This is a genomic window from Streptomyces aurantiacus (assembly GCF_001418335.1).
Lineage (GTDB): Bacteria > Actinomycetota > Actinomycetes > Streptomycetales > Streptomycetaceae > Streptomyces > Streptomyces aurantiacus.
In genome coordinates, this window is sequence record NZ_LIPP01000181.1 from 1 (window position 1) to 19,530 (window position 19,530).

At 65.4% G+C, this 19,530-nt stretch carries 21 protein-coding genes, 1 tRNA gene and 3 pseudogenes; 15 read left to right on the forward strand and 10 right to left on the reverse strand.

What is annotated here, in order from left to right:
- The first annotated feature begins 117 nt into the window (after positions 1–117).
- Positions 118–2,013 carry an acyl-CoA dehydrogenase family protein gene (locus AOK01_RS23525; protein WP_055514893.1) on the forward strand — a complete coding sequence of 632 codons (1,896 nt, stop codon included), beginning with the start codon at positions 118–120 and terminating at the stop codon, positions 2,011–2,013.
- 168 nt (positions 2,014–2,181) lie between these two features.
- Here the strand turns inward: AOK01_RS23525 and AOK01_RS23530 are convergent, their stop codons facing one another.
- Positions 2,182–3,510 carry an enolase C-terminal domain-like protein gene (locus AOK01_RS23530; protein ID WP_055514895.1) on the reverse strand — a complete coding sequence of 443 codons (1,329 nt, stop codon included), beginning with the start codon at positions 3,508–3,510 and terminating at the stop codon, positions 2,182–2,184.
- A gap of 151 nt (positions 3,511–3,661) precedes the next feature.
- Between AOK01_RS23530 and AOK01_RS23535 the strand changes: the two genes are divergently transcribed.
- From AOK01_RS23535 to AOK01_RS45310, 4 genes and pseudogenes are all read left to right on the forward strand, one after another.
- Positions 3,662–4,456, forward strand: coding sequence for an IclR family transcriptional regulator (locus AOK01_RS23535; protein ID WP_055514897.1), 795 nt, complete (start codon positions 3,662–3,664; stop codon positions 4,454–4,456).
- A gap of 690 nt (positions 4,457–5,146) precedes the next feature.
- On the forward strand, positions 5,147–6,250 hold the full coding sequence (locus tag AOK01_RS23540) for a lipocalin family protein (RefSeq protein ID WP_055514899.1): 1,104 nt from the start codon (positions 5,147–5,149) through the stop codon (positions 6,248–6,250).
- 222 nt (positions 6,251–6,472) lie between these two features.
- Positions 6,473–6,865, forward strand: coding sequence for a hypothetical protein (locus tag AOK01_RS23545; RefSeq protein ID WP_055514901.1), 393 nt, complete (start codon positions 6,473–6,475; stop codon positions 6,863–6,865).
- 45 nt (positions 6,866–6,910) lie between these two features.
- Positions 6,911–7,276: pseudogene (locus tag AOK01_RS45310) on the forward strand (helix-turn-helix domain-containing protein); the annotation flags it as partial.
- Positions 7,277–7,466: 190 nt separating this feature from the next.
- Here AOK01_RS45310 and AOK01_RS23555 read toward each other — a convergent pair.
- Positions 7,467–7,841 carry a cupin domain-containing protein gene (locus AOK01_RS23555; protein WP_055514905.1) on the reverse strand — a complete coding sequence of 125 codons (375 nt, stop codon included), beginning with the start codon at positions 7,839–7,841 and terminating at the stop codon, positions 7,467–7,469.
- A gap of 169 nt (positions 7,842–8,010) precedes the next feature.
- Here AOK01_RS23555 and AOK01_RS23560 point away from each other — a divergent pair, with 169 nt between their 5' ends.
- Together AOK01_RS23560 and AOK01_RS23565 are read left to right on the forward strand one after the other, a co-directional pair.
- A complete protein-coding gene (locus AOK01_RS23560; protein ID WP_055514924.1) occupies positions 8,011–8,433 on the forward strand; it encodes a MarR family winged helix-turn-helix transcriptional regulator in 423 nt (140 codons plus the stop codon).
- A 542-nt stretch (positions 8,434–8,975) separates the two neighbouring features.
- A tRNA-Arg gene (locus AOK01_RS23565) sits at positions 8,976–9,051 on the forward strand.
- Between the two features lie 55 nt (positions 9,052–9,106).
- Here the strand turns inward: AOK01_RS23565 and AOK01_RS23570 are convergent.
- The 3 genes and pseudogenes from AOK01_RS23570 to AOK01_RS23580 form a co-directional block, all read right to left on the reverse strand.
- On the reverse strand, positions 9,107–10,270 hold the full coding sequence (locus tag AOK01_RS23570; protein WP_107099896.1) for a tyrosine-type recombinase/integrase: 1,164 nt from the start codon (positions 10,268–10,270) through the stop codon (positions 9,107–9,109).
- Complete coding sequence (locus AOK01_RS23575; protein ID WP_055514908.1) at positions 10,270–10,452, reverse strand: helix-turn-helix domain-containing protein; 183 nt, start codon at positions 10,450–10,452, stop codon at positions 10,270–10,272. The genes AOK01_RS23570 and AOK01_RS23575 overlap by 1 nt, the downstream gene beginning before the upstream one ends.
- A pseudogene (locus AOK01_RS23580) lies at positions 10,445–11,215 on the reverse strand (replication initiator); the annotation flags it as partial. The gene AOK01_RS23575 and the pseudogene AOK01_RS23580, both read right to left, overlap by 8 nt.
- Between AOK01_RS23580 and AOK01_RS45315 the strand changes: the two are divergent.
- From AOK01_RS45315 to AOK01_RS23590, 6 genes and pseudogenes are all read left to right on the forward strand, one after another.
- Positions 11,216–11,365 (forward strand): annotated as a pseudogene (locus AOK01_RS45315) (ATP-binding protein); the annotation flags it as partial.
- Positions 11,359–11,742, forward strand: coding sequence for a hypothetical protein (locus tag AOK01_RS23585; RefSeq protein WP_055514910.1), 384 nt, complete (start codon positions 11,359–11,361; stop codon positions 11,740–11,742). The pseudogene AOK01_RS45315 and the gene AOK01_RS23585, both read left to right, overlap by 7 nt.
- 190 nt (positions 11,743–11,932) lie before the next feature.
- Positions 11,933–12,817 carry a hypothetical protein gene (locus AOK01_RS43690; RefSeq protein WP_157871453.1) on the forward strand — a complete coding sequence of 295 codons (885 nt, stop codon included), beginning with the start codon at positions 11,933–11,935 and terminating at the stop codon, positions 12,815–12,817.
- A gap of 38 nt (positions 12,818–12,855) precedes the next feature.
- Positions 12,856–13,641, forward strand: a complete 786-nt coding sequence (locus AOK01_RS43695) for a hypothetical protein (RefSeq protein ID WP_157871455.1) — start codon at positions 12,856–12,858, stop codon at positions 13,639–13,641.
- 776 nt (positions 13,642–14,417) lie between these two features.
- Positions 14,418–14,987, forward strand: coding sequence for a hypothetical protein (locus AOK01_RS43700; RefSeq protein WP_157871457.1), 570 nt, complete (start codon positions 14,418–14,420; stop codon positions 14,985–14,987).
- A gap of 215 nt (positions 14,988–15,202) precedes the next feature.
- The gene (locus AOK01_RS23590; RefSeq protein WP_055514912.1) at positions 15,203–15,439 is read left to right on the forward strand and encodes a hypothetical protein; all 237 of its coding nucleotides are present in this window, start codon (positions 15,203–15,205) and stop codon (positions 15,437–15,439) included.
- 437 nt (positions 15,440–15,876) lie between these two features.
- Here the strand turns inward: AOK01_RS23590 and AOK01_RS23595 are convergent, their stop codons facing one another.
- The 4 genes from AOK01_RS23595 to AOK01_RS23610 all read right to left on the reverse strand — a co-directional run bounded on the left by AOK01_RS23595 (position 15,877) and on the right by AOK01_RS23610 (position 17,812).
- Entirely contained in the window at positions 15,877–16,305 is a 429-nt protein-coding gene (locus AOK01_RS23595) for a hypothetical protein (RefSeq protein WP_055514914.1), read from the reverse strand.
- A gap of 238 nt (positions 16,306–16,543) precedes the next feature.
- The gene (locus AOK01_RS23600) at positions 16,544–16,972 is read right to left on the reverse strand and encodes a type II toxin-antitoxin system VapC family toxin (protein WP_055514916.1); all 429 of its coding nucleotides are present in this window, start codon (positions 16,970–16,972) and stop codon (positions 16,544–16,546) included.
- Complete coding sequence (locus AOK01_RS23605; protein WP_055514928.1) at positions 16,969–17,241, reverse strand: hypothetical protein; 273 nt, start codon at positions 17,239–17,241, stop codon at positions 16,969–16,971. Before AOK01_RS23605 ends, AOK01_RS23600 begins: the two co-directional genes overlap by 4 nt.
- A gap of 256 nt (positions 17,242–17,497) precedes the next feature.
- Complete coding sequence (locus AOK01_RS23610; protein WP_245702382.1) at positions 17,498–17,812, reverse strand: hypothetical protein; 315 nt, start codon at positions 17,810–17,812, stop codon at positions 17,498–17,500.
- Positions 17,813–18,176: 364 nt separating this feature from the next.
- Between AOK01_RS23610 and AOK01_RS23615 the strand changes: the two genes are divergently transcribed.
- The gene (locus tag AOK01_RS23615; RefSeq protein WP_055514919.1) at positions 18,177–18,425 is read left to right on the forward strand and encodes a type II toxin-antitoxin system CcdA family antitoxin; all 249 of its coding nucleotides are present in this window, start codon (positions 18,177–18,179) and stop codon (positions 18,423–18,425) included.
- Positions 18,422–18,823: a PIN domain-containing protein gene (locus AOK01_RS23620; RefSeq protein ID WP_055514921.1), complete on the forward strand. Its 402-nt coding sequence runs from the start codon at positions 18,422–18,424 to the stop codon at positions 18,821–18,823. Before AOK01_RS23615 ends, AOK01_RS23620 begins: the two co-directional genes overlap by 4 nt.
- A 181-nt stretch (positions 18,824–19,004) precedes the next feature.
- On the opposite strand, the gene AOK01_RS46615 is transcribed toward AOK01_RS23620, so the two are convergent.
- The gene (locus tag AOK01_RS46615; protein WP_425424756.1) at positions 19,005–19,136 is read right to left on the reverse strand and encodes a DUF6959 family protein; all 132 of its coding nucleotides are present in this window, start codon (positions 19,134–19,136) and stop codon (positions 19,005–19,007) included.
- Between the last annotated feature and the right edge of the window lie 394 nt (positions 19,137–19,530).

Sequence of the window (19,530 nt, forward strand, 5' to 3'; positions counted from 1 at the left end):
GCGAGCCCCCCGCGCCACCCCCGGCACCCCTGGCGCCCTTGAAAACAAAACCGGTTGGTACGTATCTTCGGTGGGCAGTGGTCCGCATCCAACCGATCCCACAGCCTGGGGAGTTCGATGACCGTGCCCGCACACGCGAAGACCCACCCCGTCGCCGACGAACTGGCCCGGCTCCTCTTCGAGGGCGCCGACCGCGAACGCGTCCACGGGGCCTGGCGCCGGCTCGTCTCCGGCGAGGAGTTCGCCTACCGCGCGGAGCTGCCGCCGCAGGAGCGGACGGCCCTCTCGTACGAGCGGCTGCGGCTGCTGAACGAGGCGGCGGGCGATCCGGTGGAGCTGGCGACCGACCCGTACCGCCTCGCGGGGCTGCACGAGTGGACGGGGCCGGTGGACGGCGGCCTGACCACCCTCGCGAGCATCCACTACAACCTCTTCCTCGGCAGCGTCCTCGACCACGACGGCGGCCGGAGCCGGGACCTGTCCGCCTTTACGTCTCTACGGCACACAGGAACGTTTCTCTGCACCGAGTTGGAGCACGGCAACGACGTGGCGTCGATGGAGACGGTCGCGGTGTTCGACCGGGACACGGGCGGCTTCCACCTGACCACGCCCACCGAGGGCGCGCAGAAGTTCATGCCCAACACCAGCCTGACCGGCGGCCCCAAGACGGCCGTGGTCGCGGCCCGCCTCGTCGTCGACGGCGAGGACCGGGGGACGTTCCTCTTCCTGACCCCGCTCAGCGACGAGAGCGGTCATCTCCCAGGCGTACGGGTCCGCCGGCTGCCCCAACGCACCGGCACCCCGGTCGACCACTGCCTGACCGCGTTCGACGGGGTGTGGCTGCCGCGTACGGCGCTGCTGGAGGCCGGGCACGGGCGGCTGTCCGCCGACGGGACGCTGACCAGCAGCCTCGGCAACAGGCGCAAACGGCTCCTGCGTTCCATCAACCGCGTCACCATGGGCAAGCTCTGCATGAGCGCCGGCACGCTGGGCATGTCCCGCGCGGCGCTGACGATCGCGGTGCGGTACGCGTACAGCCGCTTCCTGGCCGGCCCGAAGGCGGGCGAGCGCGTACCGCTGGCCGCCCATCGCAGCCACCACGGCAGGCTGCTGCACGCGCTGGCCTCGGCGTACGCGATGACGTTCCTGCACCGGTCGACGGTGCGGCGGTTCGCCGCGCAGACCGCAGAGGACCGGGCAGAAGACCGGGCGGAGGACCGAGTGGAGGACCGAACGGAGACCCGGGCGGAGGAACGGGCGGAGATGGAGCGCGAGGTGGCCGTCGCCAAGGGCTGGATCACCTGGCAGGCGCGGGCGATCACCATCGAGTGCCGCGAACGCTGCGGCGCGCAGGGCCTGTTCCCGGCCAACGGCCTGGCCGACCTTCCCCTCAACATCGAGGGCGGCATCACGGCCGAGGGCGACAACCTGGTGATCTGGGTGAAGGCCGCCGCCGAAATGGTCTTCGGCCACCAGGTGACACGGCCGCCGGACAGAACCGACGATCTCGGGGACCGCGAACTCACCGAACTTCCGTTCCTCCGGGACCTGTTGGCCGAGGTCGAGGGCATCTGGCAGGAGCGGGCGCGCACCGCCCTGCGCGAGGGCCCCTCGGGCGATCCGGTCGGCCGCTGGAACGTGACCTCGGACGCCGCCCTGGAGATGGTCTCCGCGCACGCCCGCCTCCGGGCGGCCGACGCGTTCCTGGCCGCGGTCGCCCTGACGACGGACCCCCGGGCCGGCCACCTGATGCGGAACCTGTGCCGGCTGTTCCTGCTCAAGCAGCTCGGCGAGCACACCGGCGACCTGCTCGCCGAAGGCCTGCTCACGGCGGATCACGTACGCGCCCTGCCGAAGGCCGTCGACATGGTCATGGCGGAACTCGCACCGCACCTGATGACCCTGGTCGACGCGTTCGACCTGCCGGCGGAGGTGCTGTCGAGCATCCCGATCGCGAGCGGGGGGAATGTCGGCGGGACGGTTCCCGCGACGCGGGAACCTGCGGTGCTCTGACGTGTGGGTTGCGTCTGCGGGTGCGGGTGGGTGGGGGTTGGTCGCGCAGTTCCCCGCGCCCCCAAAAGACGAAAGCCGGGGCGCAGCCCCGCTTTCAGGGGCGCGGGAAACTGCGCGACCAGCCACGACGCACCCGCACCCGCAGACGCACACCAAGCCGGCGGAGCCCTACCGCACAAGACACGGCCGCTTCGCGTCGAACCGCCAGTCGGGCACCAGGTACCGCATCCCCACCGCGTCGTCGCGAGCCCCCAGCCCCTTCTTCACGTACAGCTCATGGGCCGCGAGCAGCCGGTCCATGTCGAGCTGGACGCCCAGCCCGGGGGCGTCCGGCACGGCGATCTCGCCGTCGACGATGCGGGGCGGGCTGACGGTGAGCCGCTCCAGCCCTTCCTGCCAGATCCAGTGCGTGTCCAGGGCGTTGTACTCACCCGGCGCCGCGGCCCCGCAGTGCGTGACCATGGCGAGCGAGATGTCGAAGTGGTTGTTGGAGTGGCAGCCCCAGGTCAGGCCCATCGCGTTGCAGAGCTGGGCCACCTGTACCGATCCCTGCATCGTCCAGAAGTGCGGGTCAGCCAGCGGGATGGACACCGACTGGAGCGCCAGGGCATGGGTCAGCTGCCGCCAGTCGGTGGCGATCATGTTGGTGGCCGTCGGAAGACCGGTCGCGCGGCGGAACTCCGCCAGGATCTCCCGCCCCGAGTAACCGTCCTCCGCGCCGCAGGGGTCCTCGGCGTAGGCGAGCGTGCCGACCAGGGGCGCGCACAGTTCGACGGCCTCGCGCAGCGACCACGCGCCGTTCGGGTCCAGGGTGATCCGCGCCCCGGGGAAACGGCCCTTGAGCGCCCGTACGGCCTCGACCTCGTCCGGGCCCGCCAGGACACCGCCCTTGAGTTTGAAGTCCCGGAAGCCGTACAGGTCGTAGGCGGTCTCGGCCTGCCGGACGATCGCCTCGGGGGTGAGCGCCTCCTCGTGCCGGACGCGGTACCAGTCGACGTCCGAGTCGGGCTCACGGACGTACTCCAGATCGGTGCGACCGGGATCACCGACGTAGAAGAGATAGCCCAACACTCGTACGCTGTCCCGCTGTTGACCGTCGCCGAGCAGGGCGGCGACCGGTACGTCGAGGTGCTGGCCCAGGAGGTCGAGCAGCGCCGACTCGACGGCCGTGACGGCGTGCACAGTGGTGCGCAGATCGAAGGTCTGGGCGCCGCGTCCGCCCGAGTCGCGGTCGGCGAAGCGGTCCCCGATCGCCCGCAGGACGCGCTTGTAGTCACCGACCTTCGCGCCGACGACCAGGGATTCGGCGTCCCGCAGCGTCCGGGTGATCTTCTCGCCGCCGGGCACCTCTCCGAGCCCCGTACGGCCTTCGGAGTCCTTGAGAACCACGACGTTGCGGGTGAAGTAGGGGCCGTGCGCGCCGGAGAGGTTCAGCTCCATGCAGTCGCGGCCGGCGACGGGATAGACGGCGAACTCGACGACAGTCGGCTGACTCATACGTACCGAAGACCTCTCGATTCCCATACCCACCGCTACCTCCACCTCTAGACTATCTCCATATGCAGATGAAGTATATGTATGAGAACAGAGGCTAGGTCGGTGAACCGAACGGGTCAATGGGCGGGACACCGCGAATTACGATGAGGCCATGCCGGAGAGCAGCGGAGTCCGCGAAGTGAAATCGGCGGCCCGCACGGTCGAGCTGCTGGAACTGCTCGCCACCCGCGGCGACCGGCCCGCCCGCCTGGACGAACTGGCCGAGGAACTCGACGTACCGCGCAGCAGCATGTACCAGCTGCTCCAGACCCTCGTCGACCGCGGCTGGGTGCGCTCCGACACGACCGGGTCCCTCTACGGCATCGGGATCCGCGCCCTGCTCACGGGCACGAGCTACCTCGACAGCGACCCGCACGTGCGCGTGGTACGCCCCTACCTCGACGAGGCCTCGGACGCGCTCGGCGAGACGATCCACCTGGCACGGCTGGACGGCCCGGACGTCGTCTACCTCGCGACCCGCGAGTCCCACGAGTACCTGCGCACCATCAGCAGGGTCGGCCGCCGGGTCCCGGCCCACGCGGGCGCCCTCGGCAAGGCACTGCTCGCCGAGCGCCCCGACAACGAACTCACCTTCCCCGAGGGCACGTTGACTGCGCTCACCGAGAACACGCACACCGAACGCGGCACCCTGCTCGCGGACCTCGCGGTGGTGCGTAAGCGCGGCTACTCGGTCGACCGCGAGGAGACGGTGACGGGTATCGCGGGCTTCGGCTTCGCCCTGCGCTACGACTCCCCGGCAACGGACGCCATCAGCTGCTCGGTCCCGGTGGCCCGACTCAGCGACGCGCACGAGGCCCGGGTGGTCGCGGTGATGCGGGAGACCCGATCGAAGATCGAGAGCGCACTTCCGCCGGCGTCGGCGTCGGGGACGCCGGACTGGCGCTGAGCGATCACGGTCCAGCCCCACTGACCACTCCGGCGAGAGTTCGCTGCCGAACACTGTCGCCGCTGTCGAACACTGTCACCGCTGTCACCGCTGCCACCGCTGCCACCGCTGCCACTGATGGCCAGAGGCCACTTTCCGAGCGGGGCCGACTGATCTACCGAACCGCGCATGCCGGGACGCGGAGGAGACGTCGATCGCGGCCGGTGCCCCGTCGCGGAGCCAGGTCGATCCGGCCGGCCGACGTACGGGACAGCCCTTAGGGGTTGCGCGGGTCCGCGGCGCAGTCGGGAGCCCACAGTCGAGAGCCTTGACATTATTTGGATTACAAACCAACATGGAAGTTGTTCGCATCCCAAACAAATAATGGGATGACCTCGACGCCCGATGCCTCAATACCCCAATGACCGCGCCGAAGACGGCGGCCGTCTACGGCTCCGTCGACGTACCCGGTGCGCCCGAATGCTTTTCGTAGCGGTTGGCGACGACCCGGCCGTCACAGCGGCTGGGGGACGGGAAGCGCGCGGCAATGCGACGACCGTCGCCGACCGCCGACCGCCGAAGACGCCGTGCGAAATACCGACAACAACGCAAACCAACACACCAAAACCAAAACCAAACACGCCAGACCAAGCACGCCAAGACCAAGGGTGAGTGACGCCCTCACTCACCTCTGCTGCAAGGAGGAACTCCATGACCACGTCTCGAAACAGGCGCCGGGTGGCAGGCCTGGCCACCGCAGGAGCATTGGTGCTCGGTACTCTTGTCAGCTACTCGGCGCAGGCGGCAAGCCCGTCGGCGCCACCGAAGGCCGGCTCCACCTCGGCCTCCGACACGGCTTCCAGCACGTCGGGAATACCGGCAATGGTCGATCCCGTGACCGACCTGGGACGGCAGCCGCGCGGATCGGAACCGACCTGGTTCGACTCGATCTACTTCACCAGTTCGGTGAAGGCGAACGGTCACGACTTCGGCATTCAGGTGCAGACGCGGGTTCTCCCGAACATTGACGAGGTCGCGTACCGCTGGACGTTCGCGGTGACCGACAAGACCACTGGATGGCACGACGACTACGAAGCCGTCGTCGCGGCGGACGACTATCGGTGGACCGAAGGAAAGCTCGACATCAAGGCGCCGGGACTGAGCTGGACGGGCAACGCGGACCGCCAGTCAGTAAAGGTCGACACGCCCTTCGGATCCCTCGATGTCGACATGGAGTCCACCGGCCCCGCCCTGAACTACGCATCGACCGGCCTTTTCAACTTGGCCGATGTGCCGGCCTACGAGTTCGCGCTTCCGGAGATGCGGACGTCCGGAACGCTCGCCATCGGCAACAAGAAGCACAGGATAAGGGGAACTTCCTGGCTGGACAGGCAGTGGGGCGAGTTGCCGCAGGCCCTGACCCGGTGGACGTGGATGAACCTCAGCATGCCCAACGGTGACAAGGTCGCCATCTGGGATGCGGTGGGGGAGAAGTCCGAGGACAGTTGGGCGACGGTTCTTCACCCGGACGGTTCCTACGACGTGGTCGACGTCGAACCGCTTGCGAAGGACGCCTCCAAGCCGTGGGTGAGTCCGGAAACGGGTCAGACGTATCCCACCCGCTGGACGGTCCGCATTCCCCAACTGCGCACGGAGCTCGCCGTATGGGTCACCGGCACCCCGGCACAGGAAGTCCAGAGCGAGACCCCCGAGGGGGGCTACCAGGAAGCCACGGCAGCTTTCGCCGGCAAGTACAACGGCAAGAAGGTCAGCGGTGAGACCTACGCGGAGTTGAACGGAAACTGGCGCCCCTAAGGGCTGTCCAGTGAGCGGACCGATCGGGCCCGGATGCCAGCACACATCACGCATCCGACACGGGTCACCCGCACCATCAGGTGGCCTTCACGTTGCGACTTAAGCAGTGAGGGCCGCCTCAGGCAACGTTCGCCTCTTCGGGCGTCGACGGGCAGCCGGCCAGACGCCTGCATCCAGTCGTAGGAACGGAACTGCGGCGGCCGGTACACGTAGATTGCTTGGGTGTTCAATCGGCTTGAGGTCAGCGTGTTACCACCGGGACCCCGATGGGCTGCCCAGTTGTCTTTCCGGATCGATGGCGAGGAAGTGGTGGCTGCGGCGATCGGAGAGGGAGGCCGCGGCCCTTTTGTCGAGGAGGCACTGCCGGTCGCCGGCCCGGGGCCGCTCTGGGCGACCGGCGGGGGACGTCGTGCAGTACTGGGTGAGCCCGAGTGCACCGGCGGATGCTGTGGCTACTTGTCCGTGTTCGTGCAGCGGCACGGTGGGATCGTGGAGTGGTCCGACTGGCATGTGCCGGTGGATGTCGCGCGCCCCCGGCCTTTTACTTCGACTTACTTCGACGCTGATCAGTACGACGCCGAACTGACCCACGCGCTGACCACGTTTACCTCGTGACTGTCCGCCGCGTGGGTGGCTCCCCGCGCGGCGGACCGGGCCTGAACGGTGGTGACGTGGCGGCGGGCCCAGATGGTGCTGTTGTCCGCGCAGGGCATGCCGGTGGCGAGAATCGCCGAGGTGTCGTTCACCAGCGACGACCGGGCCCGGGACATGATCCGCAACTTCAACATGAACGGCTTCGACTCACTGTGTCCGAAGTACTCCGGCGGCCGACCGCAGATGTTCACGCTGCCCGAGCGCCGCGAGATCAAGAAGCTCGCCAAGTCCAAGCCGACCGAGCACGACTTGCCGTTCTCGACCTGGAGTCTGACCAACCCGGCCGACTTCCTGGTCACCGAGGGGGTGGTCGACGACAGCAGCCACGAGAGCCTGCGCATCTCGCTCCGCAAGGAAGGCATCTCTTTTCAGAGCCAGGATCGCCCGGCGGCGCCCGCTGCGGACCTCGGGGTTCATAACTGCCATCGGTGGAGTTGCGGTTGATGGCCGGCGTCTCCGGCTTCGCGCTCACGCTCGGGCAGCCGACCAAGGCCCGGAGCGACGAACAGCCCGACCGGATCCATCTGGGGTTGGCCTGGTCGGGCTGTTCAGGGGAGGGATGTCACTCCGCCCAGGGAAGCGGGATCTTGTTGTCGCTGCCCGGCATCATGGCCTTGCCCCCGACGGCCATGGCGACCAGCGCTTCCGCGGGCCCTCCGACGGTCTTGAGCTGTCGCACCGTGCCCGCGGAAAGAATGAGCGCCTGGCCCGCCTTGACCTGTTCGGTCTTGCCGTCCACCTCGACCTCGAATTCGCCGGACAGGGGCATCCACACCTGCTCGCGGTCGATGATGTGCACCGGGGTGGACGCATCTGCGCCGAGCTCCACACGCCAGGTGCTGACCTCGGCACTGCCCCGGCTGGGACCTGCCAAGCCGAACACCGAGCCGGCGGGCGTGTTCGTCGTTCGCTGTTCGCTCTCGCTGACCACGTACATGGATCCCCCCCTGTAAAGTTCCTTTACTCGCAGCGAGTAAAACTACTTTACTTACGTGTGTCAAGATGACCCGATGGAGACCCACGATCCCGTCGATCCCGTCGATCCCGTCGATCCCGTCGAGCCCGTCGAGCCCGTCGAGCCCGTCGAGCTCACCTTCCTGCTCGGGATGGCCTTCCAACTGGTCCTCTCCGAGTTCGTGAGCCGCCTGGACGCTGTCGGCTACGCCGAACTCCGCCCCATCCACGGCCTCGTCTTCCAGGTGCTCCACGGTGCCGGCGCCACGAGCAGCGAACTCGCCGAGCAACTCGGGGTCACCAAGCAGGCAGCCGGCCAGATCATCGACGACCTGGAGAAGCGGGGATACGTCGAGCGTCAGCCACACCCCGCCGGTGGTCGGCGCAAGCTCGTCGTACTGACGGCGAAGGCGCTGGAACACCTCGCCGTAGCCGGGAGGATCCTGCACGAGCTGGAAGCACAGCTGACCAAGCAACTGCACGACGTCGGCCTGCAAATTCCACGAGCTGAACTCGCGGCGATCATCCGAACCTTGGCCGGAGACTCGATCCCCCCGTTGCGTCCCATCTGGTGAGGGCAACACATTGCGCACACCCGGCACCCGAAAGGGACCCCTGCACCTCCAACTTCGCTGACAGCGGTTGTCGGCTCCGGTGAGGAGCATCGCCGGTGCTGGGTCATGGCGATTGAGATGTTCAGGAGAGCCCGGCTACAGCGCAACGTAACGCAACGCACGGCCAACTCAATGATCATGAATGCGTACCCGCCTACGGCGCCAACGCCGCCAACGCCGCCCCGCTCATCTACATCGGTTGCGCATGGGTCAACAACCCCACGACCCGGATCACGGCCCGCAAGCCGGTGGGTCTCGCGACCTGACCCACAGCCCGACTGACACTCACGCCATCCGGCGCCCGACCGAGGCCAGCCTCCGACGCAGGCCGCCTCTCAGCGGCAGACCTGACTGACGGGCCGACCACCGAAAGGCCACGCGCTACACTGACGGCGGTGGCACAGCCGTGCGTCGGCTAGGCCGCCACAACACTGTCGGGGTCCCGTCTGCCTTGGCCCGCCCACCTGGGCACCAATCTCAGACACGTTTTCCGACAGATCCCCGCCTTCGTAGCTCAGGGGATAGAGCACCGCTCTCCTAAAGCGGGTGTCGCAGGTTCGAATCCTGCCGGGGGCACCAGCCAAAAGGCCCCGGACCGATCATGGTCTGGGGCCTTTGACATCCACTTCTGACATCAACGAGGACGGTCACTCGCAATCGGCCGCCGCTTGAGCAGCCGGTCCATGTGGCTGATGGCCTCGCGCTGGGTGTCCTGCACGACGTGCGTGTAGACGTCCATGGTGATGCTGATCTGCGAGTGCCCCGGGATCTCCATCACGACGCGGGGCGCGACTCCGGCCGCAGTGAGGAGAGTCGCCGTGCCGTGCCGAGCGTCATGCAACCGGATCACGCGAAGGCCGGCGGACTCGGCGACGCGGGTGAAGGAGCGGTAGACGTTCCGCGGCTCGACCTGGTGGCCGGTGCGAGTGGTGAAGACGTACTCCGATTCCTGCCACCGCTCCCCCGCCTTGGCGCGAGCGGCGGACTGCCTCATCCGGTGCCAGCGCAGCGGAGCGATGCAGAGCGCGGGCAGCGGGACGACGCGGCGACGGTGGCTCTTGGGGTCGTCGTCGTACAGGACGCCACGGCGACGCTGGGTCTGCTGACGGACGTGGAGGACGCGGTTTTCGAGGTCGAGGTCAGACCAGCGGAGGCCGATGATCTCTCCTCGACGCAGCCCCATGGTGATGGCCAGCACGAAGGCCGCGTAGAGCGGGTCCCGGCGGGACGCCGCGAGGAAGTCCAACGTCTCGTCGAGAGTCCAGGGGCTCAGCTCCCGGTTGTCCGTACGAGGAGGCTCGACGAGCTTGGCCACGTTGCGCGCGATCAGCTCCTCGCGGCAAGCCGAGGACAACGCGGAGCGAAGAACACGGTGCGACTCCTTGGCCGTTGCCGCGGTGGCCTCCTTCTCCAGCCGGACGAGGAACCGGCGCACGTCCGCGACGCCGAGGGATTCGAGCCTCTTCGCACCGAGAAGCGGCACCAGATAGAGCCGTACGTGCGACTCGTACTTGTCGTACGTACTGAGCTTCCGCCGAGGCTTGACCACGTTGTCCAGCCAGTACGGCAGCCACTCGGAGAGCTCGGCCGAACGGGTCGGCACGGGTACGCCCTGGTCGACCTTGGCCAGCAGCTCCCGGCGCATGGCGTCGCACTCGGCCCAGGTCTTGCCGTAAGCGAACTTCCGGGCCCGGGTGCCGTCCGGCTGGAGCACATAGACGGCAGCCTGAAAGCGGCCGTCCTTGCGCTTGGTGATGGTGCCCGCCCCGTTCGGGTTGCGCTTGCGCTGACTGGCCATCAGGCAGCCGCCTCCATTTCGTGGGAGATGTAGTCGCTGAGGGCCCGCGCCGGAATGCGGCGGCATCGGCCGATGGTGATCGAAGGGAGCCGACGAGAGCGGATCAGGTCGTAGACGGTCGACCGGCCGAGCTTGAGTCGCGCCATGACCTCGGCCACGGTCAGCAGCTCGTCATCACGCATGCGTCGGTTCTCCTTCGGTTCCGGGGGCGGGTGCGAGGGTTTCGGCAAGCCACGCTTCGGCGTCGGTGAGGCCGGTTCCGGCGTAGACCCAGTGGGCGAGGACGAGGGTCGTGCTCTCGTCGGTCGCGCCCTCGATGCCGGTCGTGGCCTCCGCGACCTGTGCGCGGCGCCAGTCGGCGCGGGCGGTGCGGAGGGCGCCGAGGGTGGTGGAGTAGCGGCGGGACTTGGTGGAGAAGTGACCGCGGAAGCCGAGCATGTGGGCCCAGGCCCGGAGCCGGAGTTCTTCGAGGTCCTTGCGGGCGCCGAGGGTCTAGGCCGTACGCACCAGGCGCCGGGCGTGCTCGCTGATGTCGAGTTGGGCCAGTTCGGCGAGGAACTTGAGCGGGCGGTCGAGAGTTCCCGTGGCCGCTTCAGCACCTTTGGTGGCGTACTTGGCGATGTACGCGGCAACAGCCCGGTCGGTGAGTTCCTGGCCGCCGTCGAAGTCGGCACCGCGGATGGTGCGTACGTCGAGCTGGCGGCCGAAGGCGAAGACGTGCGCACGGCTGTCGATGACCGGGCCGTCCACGCGGGCAGCGGTCGCGGCGGCGCGGATAGCATCGGTGAGCAGTTCGGCGGTGGCCCAGGCGGGAGGCGGGGTGTCGCCGCCCTCGGGACCGTCAATGCGGATGACGGCGTGGAAGTGGACAGCCCCGCGCTTCTGGTACTCGGCGACCTTGGCGAAGGACACCCGCGCGTGCTCGCGGAACTCCCGCTGTGAGAGGAGCACCAGGACCAAGACGCCGAACACGGCCGAGGACTGGGCATGGTCAACGCACTCGCACACCGGGTGGTGGTCCACAACAGCGACGGCGGCCACACTGTCACCGCTGAACTCTTCACCGGAGTCCGCCCAGGAGGCCACCCATGCTGACGGACGAGCCGCGGTGGGGCTACTGGTGCGAGTGCTGGACGGAAGACCTCGCCGAGGGAACGGTGCCAGAGCTCCGAGCATCCTTCGACGCACACTCGGCACCACAAGCCGACAGGTGGGTAGCCGTCGCGCTCCGCACGATCTCACCGGCACTCGACGTCGACGCGTCCGACGAAGCTTGGGCATGGCTGTACGAGGGACGCATAGAGACCCGACGAGCGCTCCTACGGATGCAGCCCTGCGCAGTCTCAGTGACCCAGGCCAGCACCCGCATCACCTGGACGATCCGCCCAGTCCTCATCCTGCCACTCGCACACCGGCAGGGCACCGAACTCCCAGCCTGCGCATACGACTTCAAGCCCCAGCAGTCCGACTGAGTTACAACTCTCTCTACTGGTTCAAGGCGGCTCGCTCCGCTCCCCGCGCGTGGCCCGGCCCCCGCCCGGGCCTACGCTCGTGTCTCCGCCCCGCTCCAGCCCGGCCGGCGCCTGTGCCACGCACACCAACCCCGATGACAGCTTCATCAAGCAGCTGATTTTCGTATGCAGATGAGCGACAATCCCGCACATGACCGATGAGCAGTCTGCTACCGACGATCCCACACACGTGCAAGATAACGGAAGAGAGCTAGTCGCTCAAGCCTTCGAATCGGCCAGGCGGAGCGGTCGACTGAACTGGACCGAGATGACTACTGCTGTCCTGAAAAATCGCCTGCTAGACATCACCGGGCGCGCTTTCAAAGAAAGCGATTACGGAGCCCGCGATATCGCCTCTTTTGTCAAGGCATATCCAGACCTACTAGCCCTTGACAATTCGGCTATCCCGCCAAAAGTCAAACTAATTACCACCTCGGTTACCGAGAACGCAAAACTCCCAATCGCCAGTCAAGGACGAATCCGACCCGACCTATGGCGCGCTGTAATGGATTACCGCTCAGGCAGAAGTTACTACTGGGACGGAAAGCAGGCAATCGCTAACGACTCAGCCACCCTCGGCCCCCTTCCTAAATTTCCAACAATTTCGAGCGAGGAAATGGATAATTGGCGAAGGAATTTTCAAGAAACCCTGCCAGAGAAAATCTCACTCAGCGAACAAGAAGGCGAGCAGCTAGAAAATTGGGTCACCGTGAGGCTACCCACTAATAATCTACCTCTTCAGGCGAGGAGCCTGTGGAACGAGCATCTCAACAACCGCGTTGTGAAGCTCTTGAGAGAATGGTTCCGCGATAATTCGCTCTTGATGCCTGACGATATGGTGCAGCAGCGCACCACAAGTCGAAGTGCCACCCCCGTAGGCGTGGCTCAGCTTCGAGAGTTCATCTTGCGGTGCGTTAAGAACATGACCGAGGATGAACTCAAGGCAATTAATCTCCCGCCTTCTGCAGTACTACGTGCATACGGTGGTGGAGAGGCTGGCCTCCGGCTCGGCCTCGGCAGGCAGGGGGGCCTGTGAGCGGATCAGCACGTCCTCAAGCCTCTGAGCAAGTTTCGGTGCACTTCTTTTCCCCTCCTTCCGGGCGCGAAAGTAGAGAGCAGACCGAAATTCGAAAAGTCATCGAGAATAAATGCAAGGCCGAGAGGGCAGAATTCATTGTCCGCCGGACAGAGTTAGTCAAGGTGGCAGGTGGGGAGAACTCCGGGCGACCGTTTAATCTAGTCAGAATCGAGCACGCCAGAGACCTATATGAACAGATTCACCGGATCCCTGTAATCACGATGTCCAACATCGGATGCTTCATCAGACGCGACCCAAGCAGCATTCCAGTAAGAAAAAAGCAGCTGATCAGTCTAGAAGGGTTCGTTCGCTACAAATCATTCTTCCGCATCTTTCGCTCCCCTACCGAATGCGTAACATTCATTGATGAACTCGGGTCGCTGAAAGCAGCTTACTACACCACTGATGTGCACGACCCTCGCATGCTCCCGCTACACATCTTTGATGCAGAGGGAAATTGGGAAAATCTGGAAGATGTAGCACAACTTCGCGAATTCCGATCCCGTTTTGGCGGGGGAGCGACACGCTTCGATCGATGCCGCCGCGAGTGGGCAAATCCCAAAGCGCTGCATGGAAGAGATATTCTGCGCGTAAACGGTGTTGAGATACCCATGGGATATCACTGGGATGTCACACGAAAAAACGGAGACGAGCGGATCACCACCGCTCACGAGGTTTGGAAACTTCCCGGGAGCAACTCGTACTGCAATATCTATCCCGATGGATATATTAGACCTGGCCAAGGAAATGGAAAGAACAGGAGCAAAAGGGTTTGGCCTTAAGTGATTCCGCCTCTCACATAAAAATGCCTCACCACAATTTATGGTGAGGCATTTACATAAGATCTTAATTTGTCGAGCGCTCTCTCTTAGCTCAGCTCGTAAGCAGCGGTACCAGTGGACCGCAACCGAAGAGAACTTCGGGGCTCGACCAACATAGTCGCGCCACTTAATCACTGCCAGCACTGAGCGAAGCTGGGTTGATTCGGAGGCCTCCGAGCCAACCCCTCCGGTGGGCTCACGCCCCGCGGATCGCCTACATCGTACAACGGCGATGCCCTTAGGTTCCAGTGCAGTGCACCACAGCCGGACCATAACGAGCAGGGACTAACGTCATACGGGTCTTGGGTCTGATGTTTGCCCAGTTCAGAGCACAAATGCCCTCTGGAGCGAGCACGCACATGAGGGGTGGCACGGCTTGAGATCGCCGGCTGACTGCTGCAAACCGGCAGGCTGCGGCAGCCGATGAGGGACATCTGAGAGAAGCAGCACGCGTCCACCGACCCTCCGATCCCCGGCTGAGAACCGGTTCTGCTGTCCCGGCTTACTCTGGTCGACGGCACCAATAGCGTGGCTGAGACCGGTAGGGGTGCCGCGAGGCACACGCGCGCCTGATCGGTTGGCGCACCCGGCGTCGTGGCTGGCTTTCGTCGGCTGCGGCACAGACGAACCTCGCACCCTCGGTGACGTCGCTGCACGACGGGTTTCATAATTGCCAGAGCTCCGCCCTAGCCAATTACCCCTCCATCGAGCTCATTCCGGCCATACCCTTGGCTGCCATGGACGAGGGACTTGCGGCTCTAGCCGGAGCAGCTATCGGCGCAGCTGCCAGCGCTACCGGTGCTGGATTGGCTTTTGGGGCAGCAGTCAAGCAGGCAAGGATCCAGGCACGAGCTGAGCACGCGCAATGGCGGCGGCAGGTGCGTCGGGACGCCTACCTGGCCTTTCACGCCCTAATAGAAGACGTGTACAACAAGAACTGGGACGTTATGGAAGACATGTCCCTGCAAGGCGCGCTAACGCCTGCTCATGTTCCCACTTCTCTCCATGAGGCCCGGCGAGCGGCAAGTGAAGTGATGGAACCCATTAGGCGAGCAAGAGGGGTTGTGCAAGTCGAAGGCCCTCCTTCAATTTACCGGCTAGCCTACCAGCTCGACCTATTGGCCCACATAATCCTTGACGAAGTAGCCATCCTCCAATCAAGGCCATCTCCGGAAATGGATGCGATCAGACAAGCAGACGGGAAACTCCGGGCGCTTCAGGCCGGAGCAGAAGGCTTCCTCAATGCGGCTGCCAAGGTGCTCGATGATCCTGAGCCGACAGCCCCTGTCTCACGCGCCCGTCGGTGACCGCACGCCCAGTAGCCGCTCACCGCACCACAAGCGCACCAGATCGTGCGGGGAACAGCGGGGAACCACGGGGAAAGCCGTCCCACCCGACGACGCCTCGACCCGACCGTTCCCCCAGGTCAGCGCCCGGAACAGCTCCAAACGCCCGCAGCTTCCCAAGCTGATGGTCTACCGCCCGCCTTGACCTCGTAGGGATGGCCTGATCGGCTGGTCCCATGGCCACCGACCCGAGCGAGTACGACAAGGCGATGCCGATAGTGGCGGCCCATCTGGCGAAGGTCGAGCGGGCGGTCAGCCAGACCCGTTCCTCTCATGCCGGACAGCCGTACACGACGGTCCGGCAAGCCCTCCTCGAAGCACTGCAGCATGAAGACGCCCAACGAGTCGTACCGCAGGTCGTCAACGAGTTCGCACGGCGAATCTCTGAGGAGCCGGAACAACTCCCCTTCTGACATCCACACCTGACATCAACGACGGTGGACAACAGCAGCCCCGAGTGGCGGACGATGGCCTCCCAACCCGCGATTCCGAGTGCTGTGAGGCCCCGGTGATCGAACTTCTAAAGCGGGTGTCGCAGGTTCGAATCCTGCCGGGGGCACCAGGGGCAAGACCACCTGCGATATGTCGTAGGTGCTCTTTGGTATCCCCGTCCGACATTAACGCGAGTGCGACCCCGGCCGCAGTGAGGAGCGTGGCCTGCCATGCCGGGCGTTGTGCAACCGGGTCACCCGGAGGCTGGCGGACTGATCGGTGCAGTTGAGGGAGCGGTGGCCGTTCCCTCAACCGGCCCTGGCGGCCAGCACCGTGGGGAAGATGCAGCCGAACTCCAGGCTCTGCTCCCCGCCTTGGCCCGATCACGAATGAGGCACAGTCGGGCCTGGTTGGTGGGTCAACCCTTGGGGCCAGAGCAGTACATTCCGATGGCAGGCCAGGTGTCCGAGGTGACGCGGCCGCCCATATGCACCTGGGCAGCCTGCTCATCTTTGACCCACTCGCCATGACAGACGTCGTCCTCGATGCCGTTGTCAGCCTTGTTTCGTATCACATTGATGCCGTAATTCAGCGGGCCGTCGATTGTTTTGGCGTAGTCGTATATGGCTGATTTGGCGCTGTCCGCAGTGGCGGTCGGAATGACGAGGTCCACACTGCCGGCCCCGGATATCTCGATCTTGTTCATCACGGTGTAGGCCGGCGCCCTGGAGAACTCCTTCGTCTCAGGCGTCTCCACTGACTTGCCCTCATGGTCACTGTTGCCGCACACGGTGAGCACGACGAGTAGCAGGCCGACCGTCATGGTGGCTGTCGTGCCGGTACGCATGTTTCTCCTAGGGGTGGCATGTACGAAAGACGCTCACCTCGGGCATTCCGTGTGCCCCGCTATACGTCCATTGGGCAACATGGGCACACCAGATACCCTCCCCTCCCGGGGGGGGAACCGGTCAGGAACAAACGCATAGGTCGTGTTGGGTGCGAGCAGGCGCGACCAGGACTGTCCGAGACCGGCTGGACCCTCGCGCCGTGCAGCGCTGAGCTGGCATCGCGGCCCGCGAAAACACCTACGGTTGCTGCTCCCACGGATTGACCACCAGGGCCCTGGTCCGAGCCATGTGCTTGATGTTGCGGGTGGCTACCGTCCAACTGTTGGCCAGGGCGGTGGCGGCGATCAGGGCGTCCGGTGGGTCGATGCTGGTGCCGGTGGCCTTGAGCATCTTGTGGATCGCGAGGTAGGCGGCCGCTTCCGGCTCCCCGATCGACGCGATGCGGTCACGGTATTCGTGGCGTACCGCAGCGAGAGCTCTGGCGTAACGGGCCTGCCGTACGGGGTCCGGGCTGGCGGCCACCCCTGCCTCGATCTCAGCAACGGTGATCACGCTCAGGAAGCGGTCAGGCCTGGCTGTGGACCGGAACCAGGCCATGACGCGCGGGTCCGGTTTCGTACGAGTGGTGAGTTCGGCGACAACGTTGGTGTCGAGCAGGTAGATCACTCGGCGTCCGGCTGCTCATCGTAGGAACGGGCGCCGAACTCCAGACCCTCGAACGGAGTGGAGAGCAGAAACTCCTCGAAGCCGTCGTTGCTCAGCGTCACCCAGCGGTAGAGCATCGCGGGTAGCGCCTCGATCTCCGTGTCGGCAAGTTCCGTGTCGAAGTGCCGACGCTGATCCTCGGGCAGGGACTCGCGGATGTCACGGATGGTCCGCAACGGATGCGTCGACTGGGACTGCGGGTGAGGCACACCGCTGGGAGCTGTGGTCATCGGCATCCCCTCCACATTGATCAGGTTGCGTAGCACTATCGACCCCAGGCTACGGGTTCCTGCCGACCCGCTTACACCTCTGCGGCCAGAGCGGATATCCGTCCAGTTCGGGCTCGCCATCGGGTCGACGGCCGCCCGGGGCGGATCCAGCACACACGAAGCGGGAAGCCCTGCGAACACTGAGAAGCACCAAAGCGTGTTTCCACAGATCAGCTACTTGATCACGAAAAGCTCCTACAGAGGTTGTCCGCCAACCTCACCGGCTCCATACCCTCTGAAACTCTTCGGCCGAGATGGCCTCCAGCGGATCCTCTTCCGGGTCGATCGCCCGGTCTGTCAGGAAACCGTGCTTGTCCTCCAGGTGCTCCCAGCTGTACCGGTGGAGCTGGCCGGCCGGAGTCAACTCGGCTTGCTTGGTGACGGTCAACTCACCGCGGTCAGGGACCGCCTCGAAGAACCACAGGCCGCCGTCATCGTCAGCATGACGGAAGTAGTGCCGCAAGGTGGCACTCTCATCAAGTGCTCGGAAGTAGGCCATGCGCTCGGCTCTGATGCGCTCCAGGTCAATCACGGGGCCATCGTGCCAGCGAGCACCTGCGGTCACACCGTCCTGAGATCCACGAGTGACATCAACGGAACCGGATGCCAGCACTCCTTGACGGTCCCGCAAGAACGGCATGCCCGGTAGTTCCCCCGCCCGTGCCGAGCAGCGATCGAACTCCTAAAGCGGGTGTCGCAGGTTCGAATCCTGCCGGGGGCACAGCGTCGATCAAGGGATGGGCCCCGGAACTGCCAGGTCAGGGTAGGTCCGGGGTCCATCCCTTACTTCCCACTCCTGCGCTGCCTCACTCCGGGAAATCGAACTGTCCTGACGTGCACCCGGGAGCGGCGATCACACTCACGCCATTGAGCGCATACTCCAGTATGCTTGCCGCATGTCCTCAACGACTCGTATCACTGTCACCCTGCCCAGCGACCAGGTGGCAGAGCTTCGCAAGCTCACAGACAACGTCTCCAGCTACGTAGCGGAAGCAGTAGCGCGCCAGATCCGGCACCAGCTGCTGGGTGACGACCTACGACGCCATGAAGAAGAGCACGGCAAGTTCAGCGACGAGGAGCTGGCGGAGGCCCGGTCGAAGATCTTCGGTGCCCTTGCCCCTTCCAAGAACACGGACGCCGCATGAGCGAGCGCATCGAGACCGTTGTCCTGGACTCCGAGGGACTTTCGGCCTGGATCACGCAGGACCGAAAATTCCTCGCACTGCTACAGGCGTTCCACGAGATGGGCGCCGACCTCGCCATCGGAGCAAATACCATCGTGGAGGTCAGCCACTCGCGTACCAACCTTCCACGCCTCAACTGGACTCTGTCACGCATCAAGGTCGAACCGGTCACCGAGCAGGCCGCAAAGGCCGCTGCGGAGCTCCTCAAGGAAGCCGGACTACACGGCCACAAGTACGCCATCGACGCAACCGTGGCCGAAGTCGCACTGCGCCAGCCAAGGCCGGTCGCACTGCTGACGTCCGACAGCGACGACATGACAAAACTCTGTGGCAATCACGTGCGGATCATCTCCCTCTGATTCGTCCGAGGCTCCGCTCCCGGTCTCGTGCCCCATCCATGCCCAGCCGAGCGGTCAACAGCGGTAGCCAGGAGCGTCGAGGGGCCGCTCCGCAAGCTCCCCTCACCCGGAGTATGACCGGGGCAGAGCACCTTCGACCCCCGCGGGCACCGGTGACTCCCCAAGCCGAGAGTCCCGCTACTCAGTACGGCCGCTGAATCTGGTGCTCTCCCAACGCCGTGGAGTATCGGGTCAGCAGTGCGTCGAGAGCTTCCAGTAGAAGGCCGGCGGACTCCCCCGCCTCAGCCGACAGTCGGGCAGCATCCCGTCCCACCAGCCCTGCCCGGCCGNNCGACGCCCTTGCCGGCCGGGCGGACGCGCACGGCGGCGAAGCCGGAACGTAACGCGCCGCGCGAGCCCTGCCGCCAGGTCAGCGAGGTGAACGCTTCCTGTCTGAGGCCGGCGGCCAGGGCTGCCACGAGGGGCCCGGGGGCGGTAGCGGGGCTGGGGCCGGCAGCCGACGGGATGGCTGCCGGCTTGTCGCCGTCCGGGGGCTCAAAAGACTTGGCCGCCCGGAGCCCCGCGACGACTCGACCGCTGATTGCGATACGCGACTCGATCGCTCTGTAGGGCAACGTGGGCGGAGTCGTCTGCGGAACTGCAGTGAAGCGACGAATCGGCCGAGGGGACTGTGCCCGAGATCTGGGCCGGAGTGGACATCAGCAAGG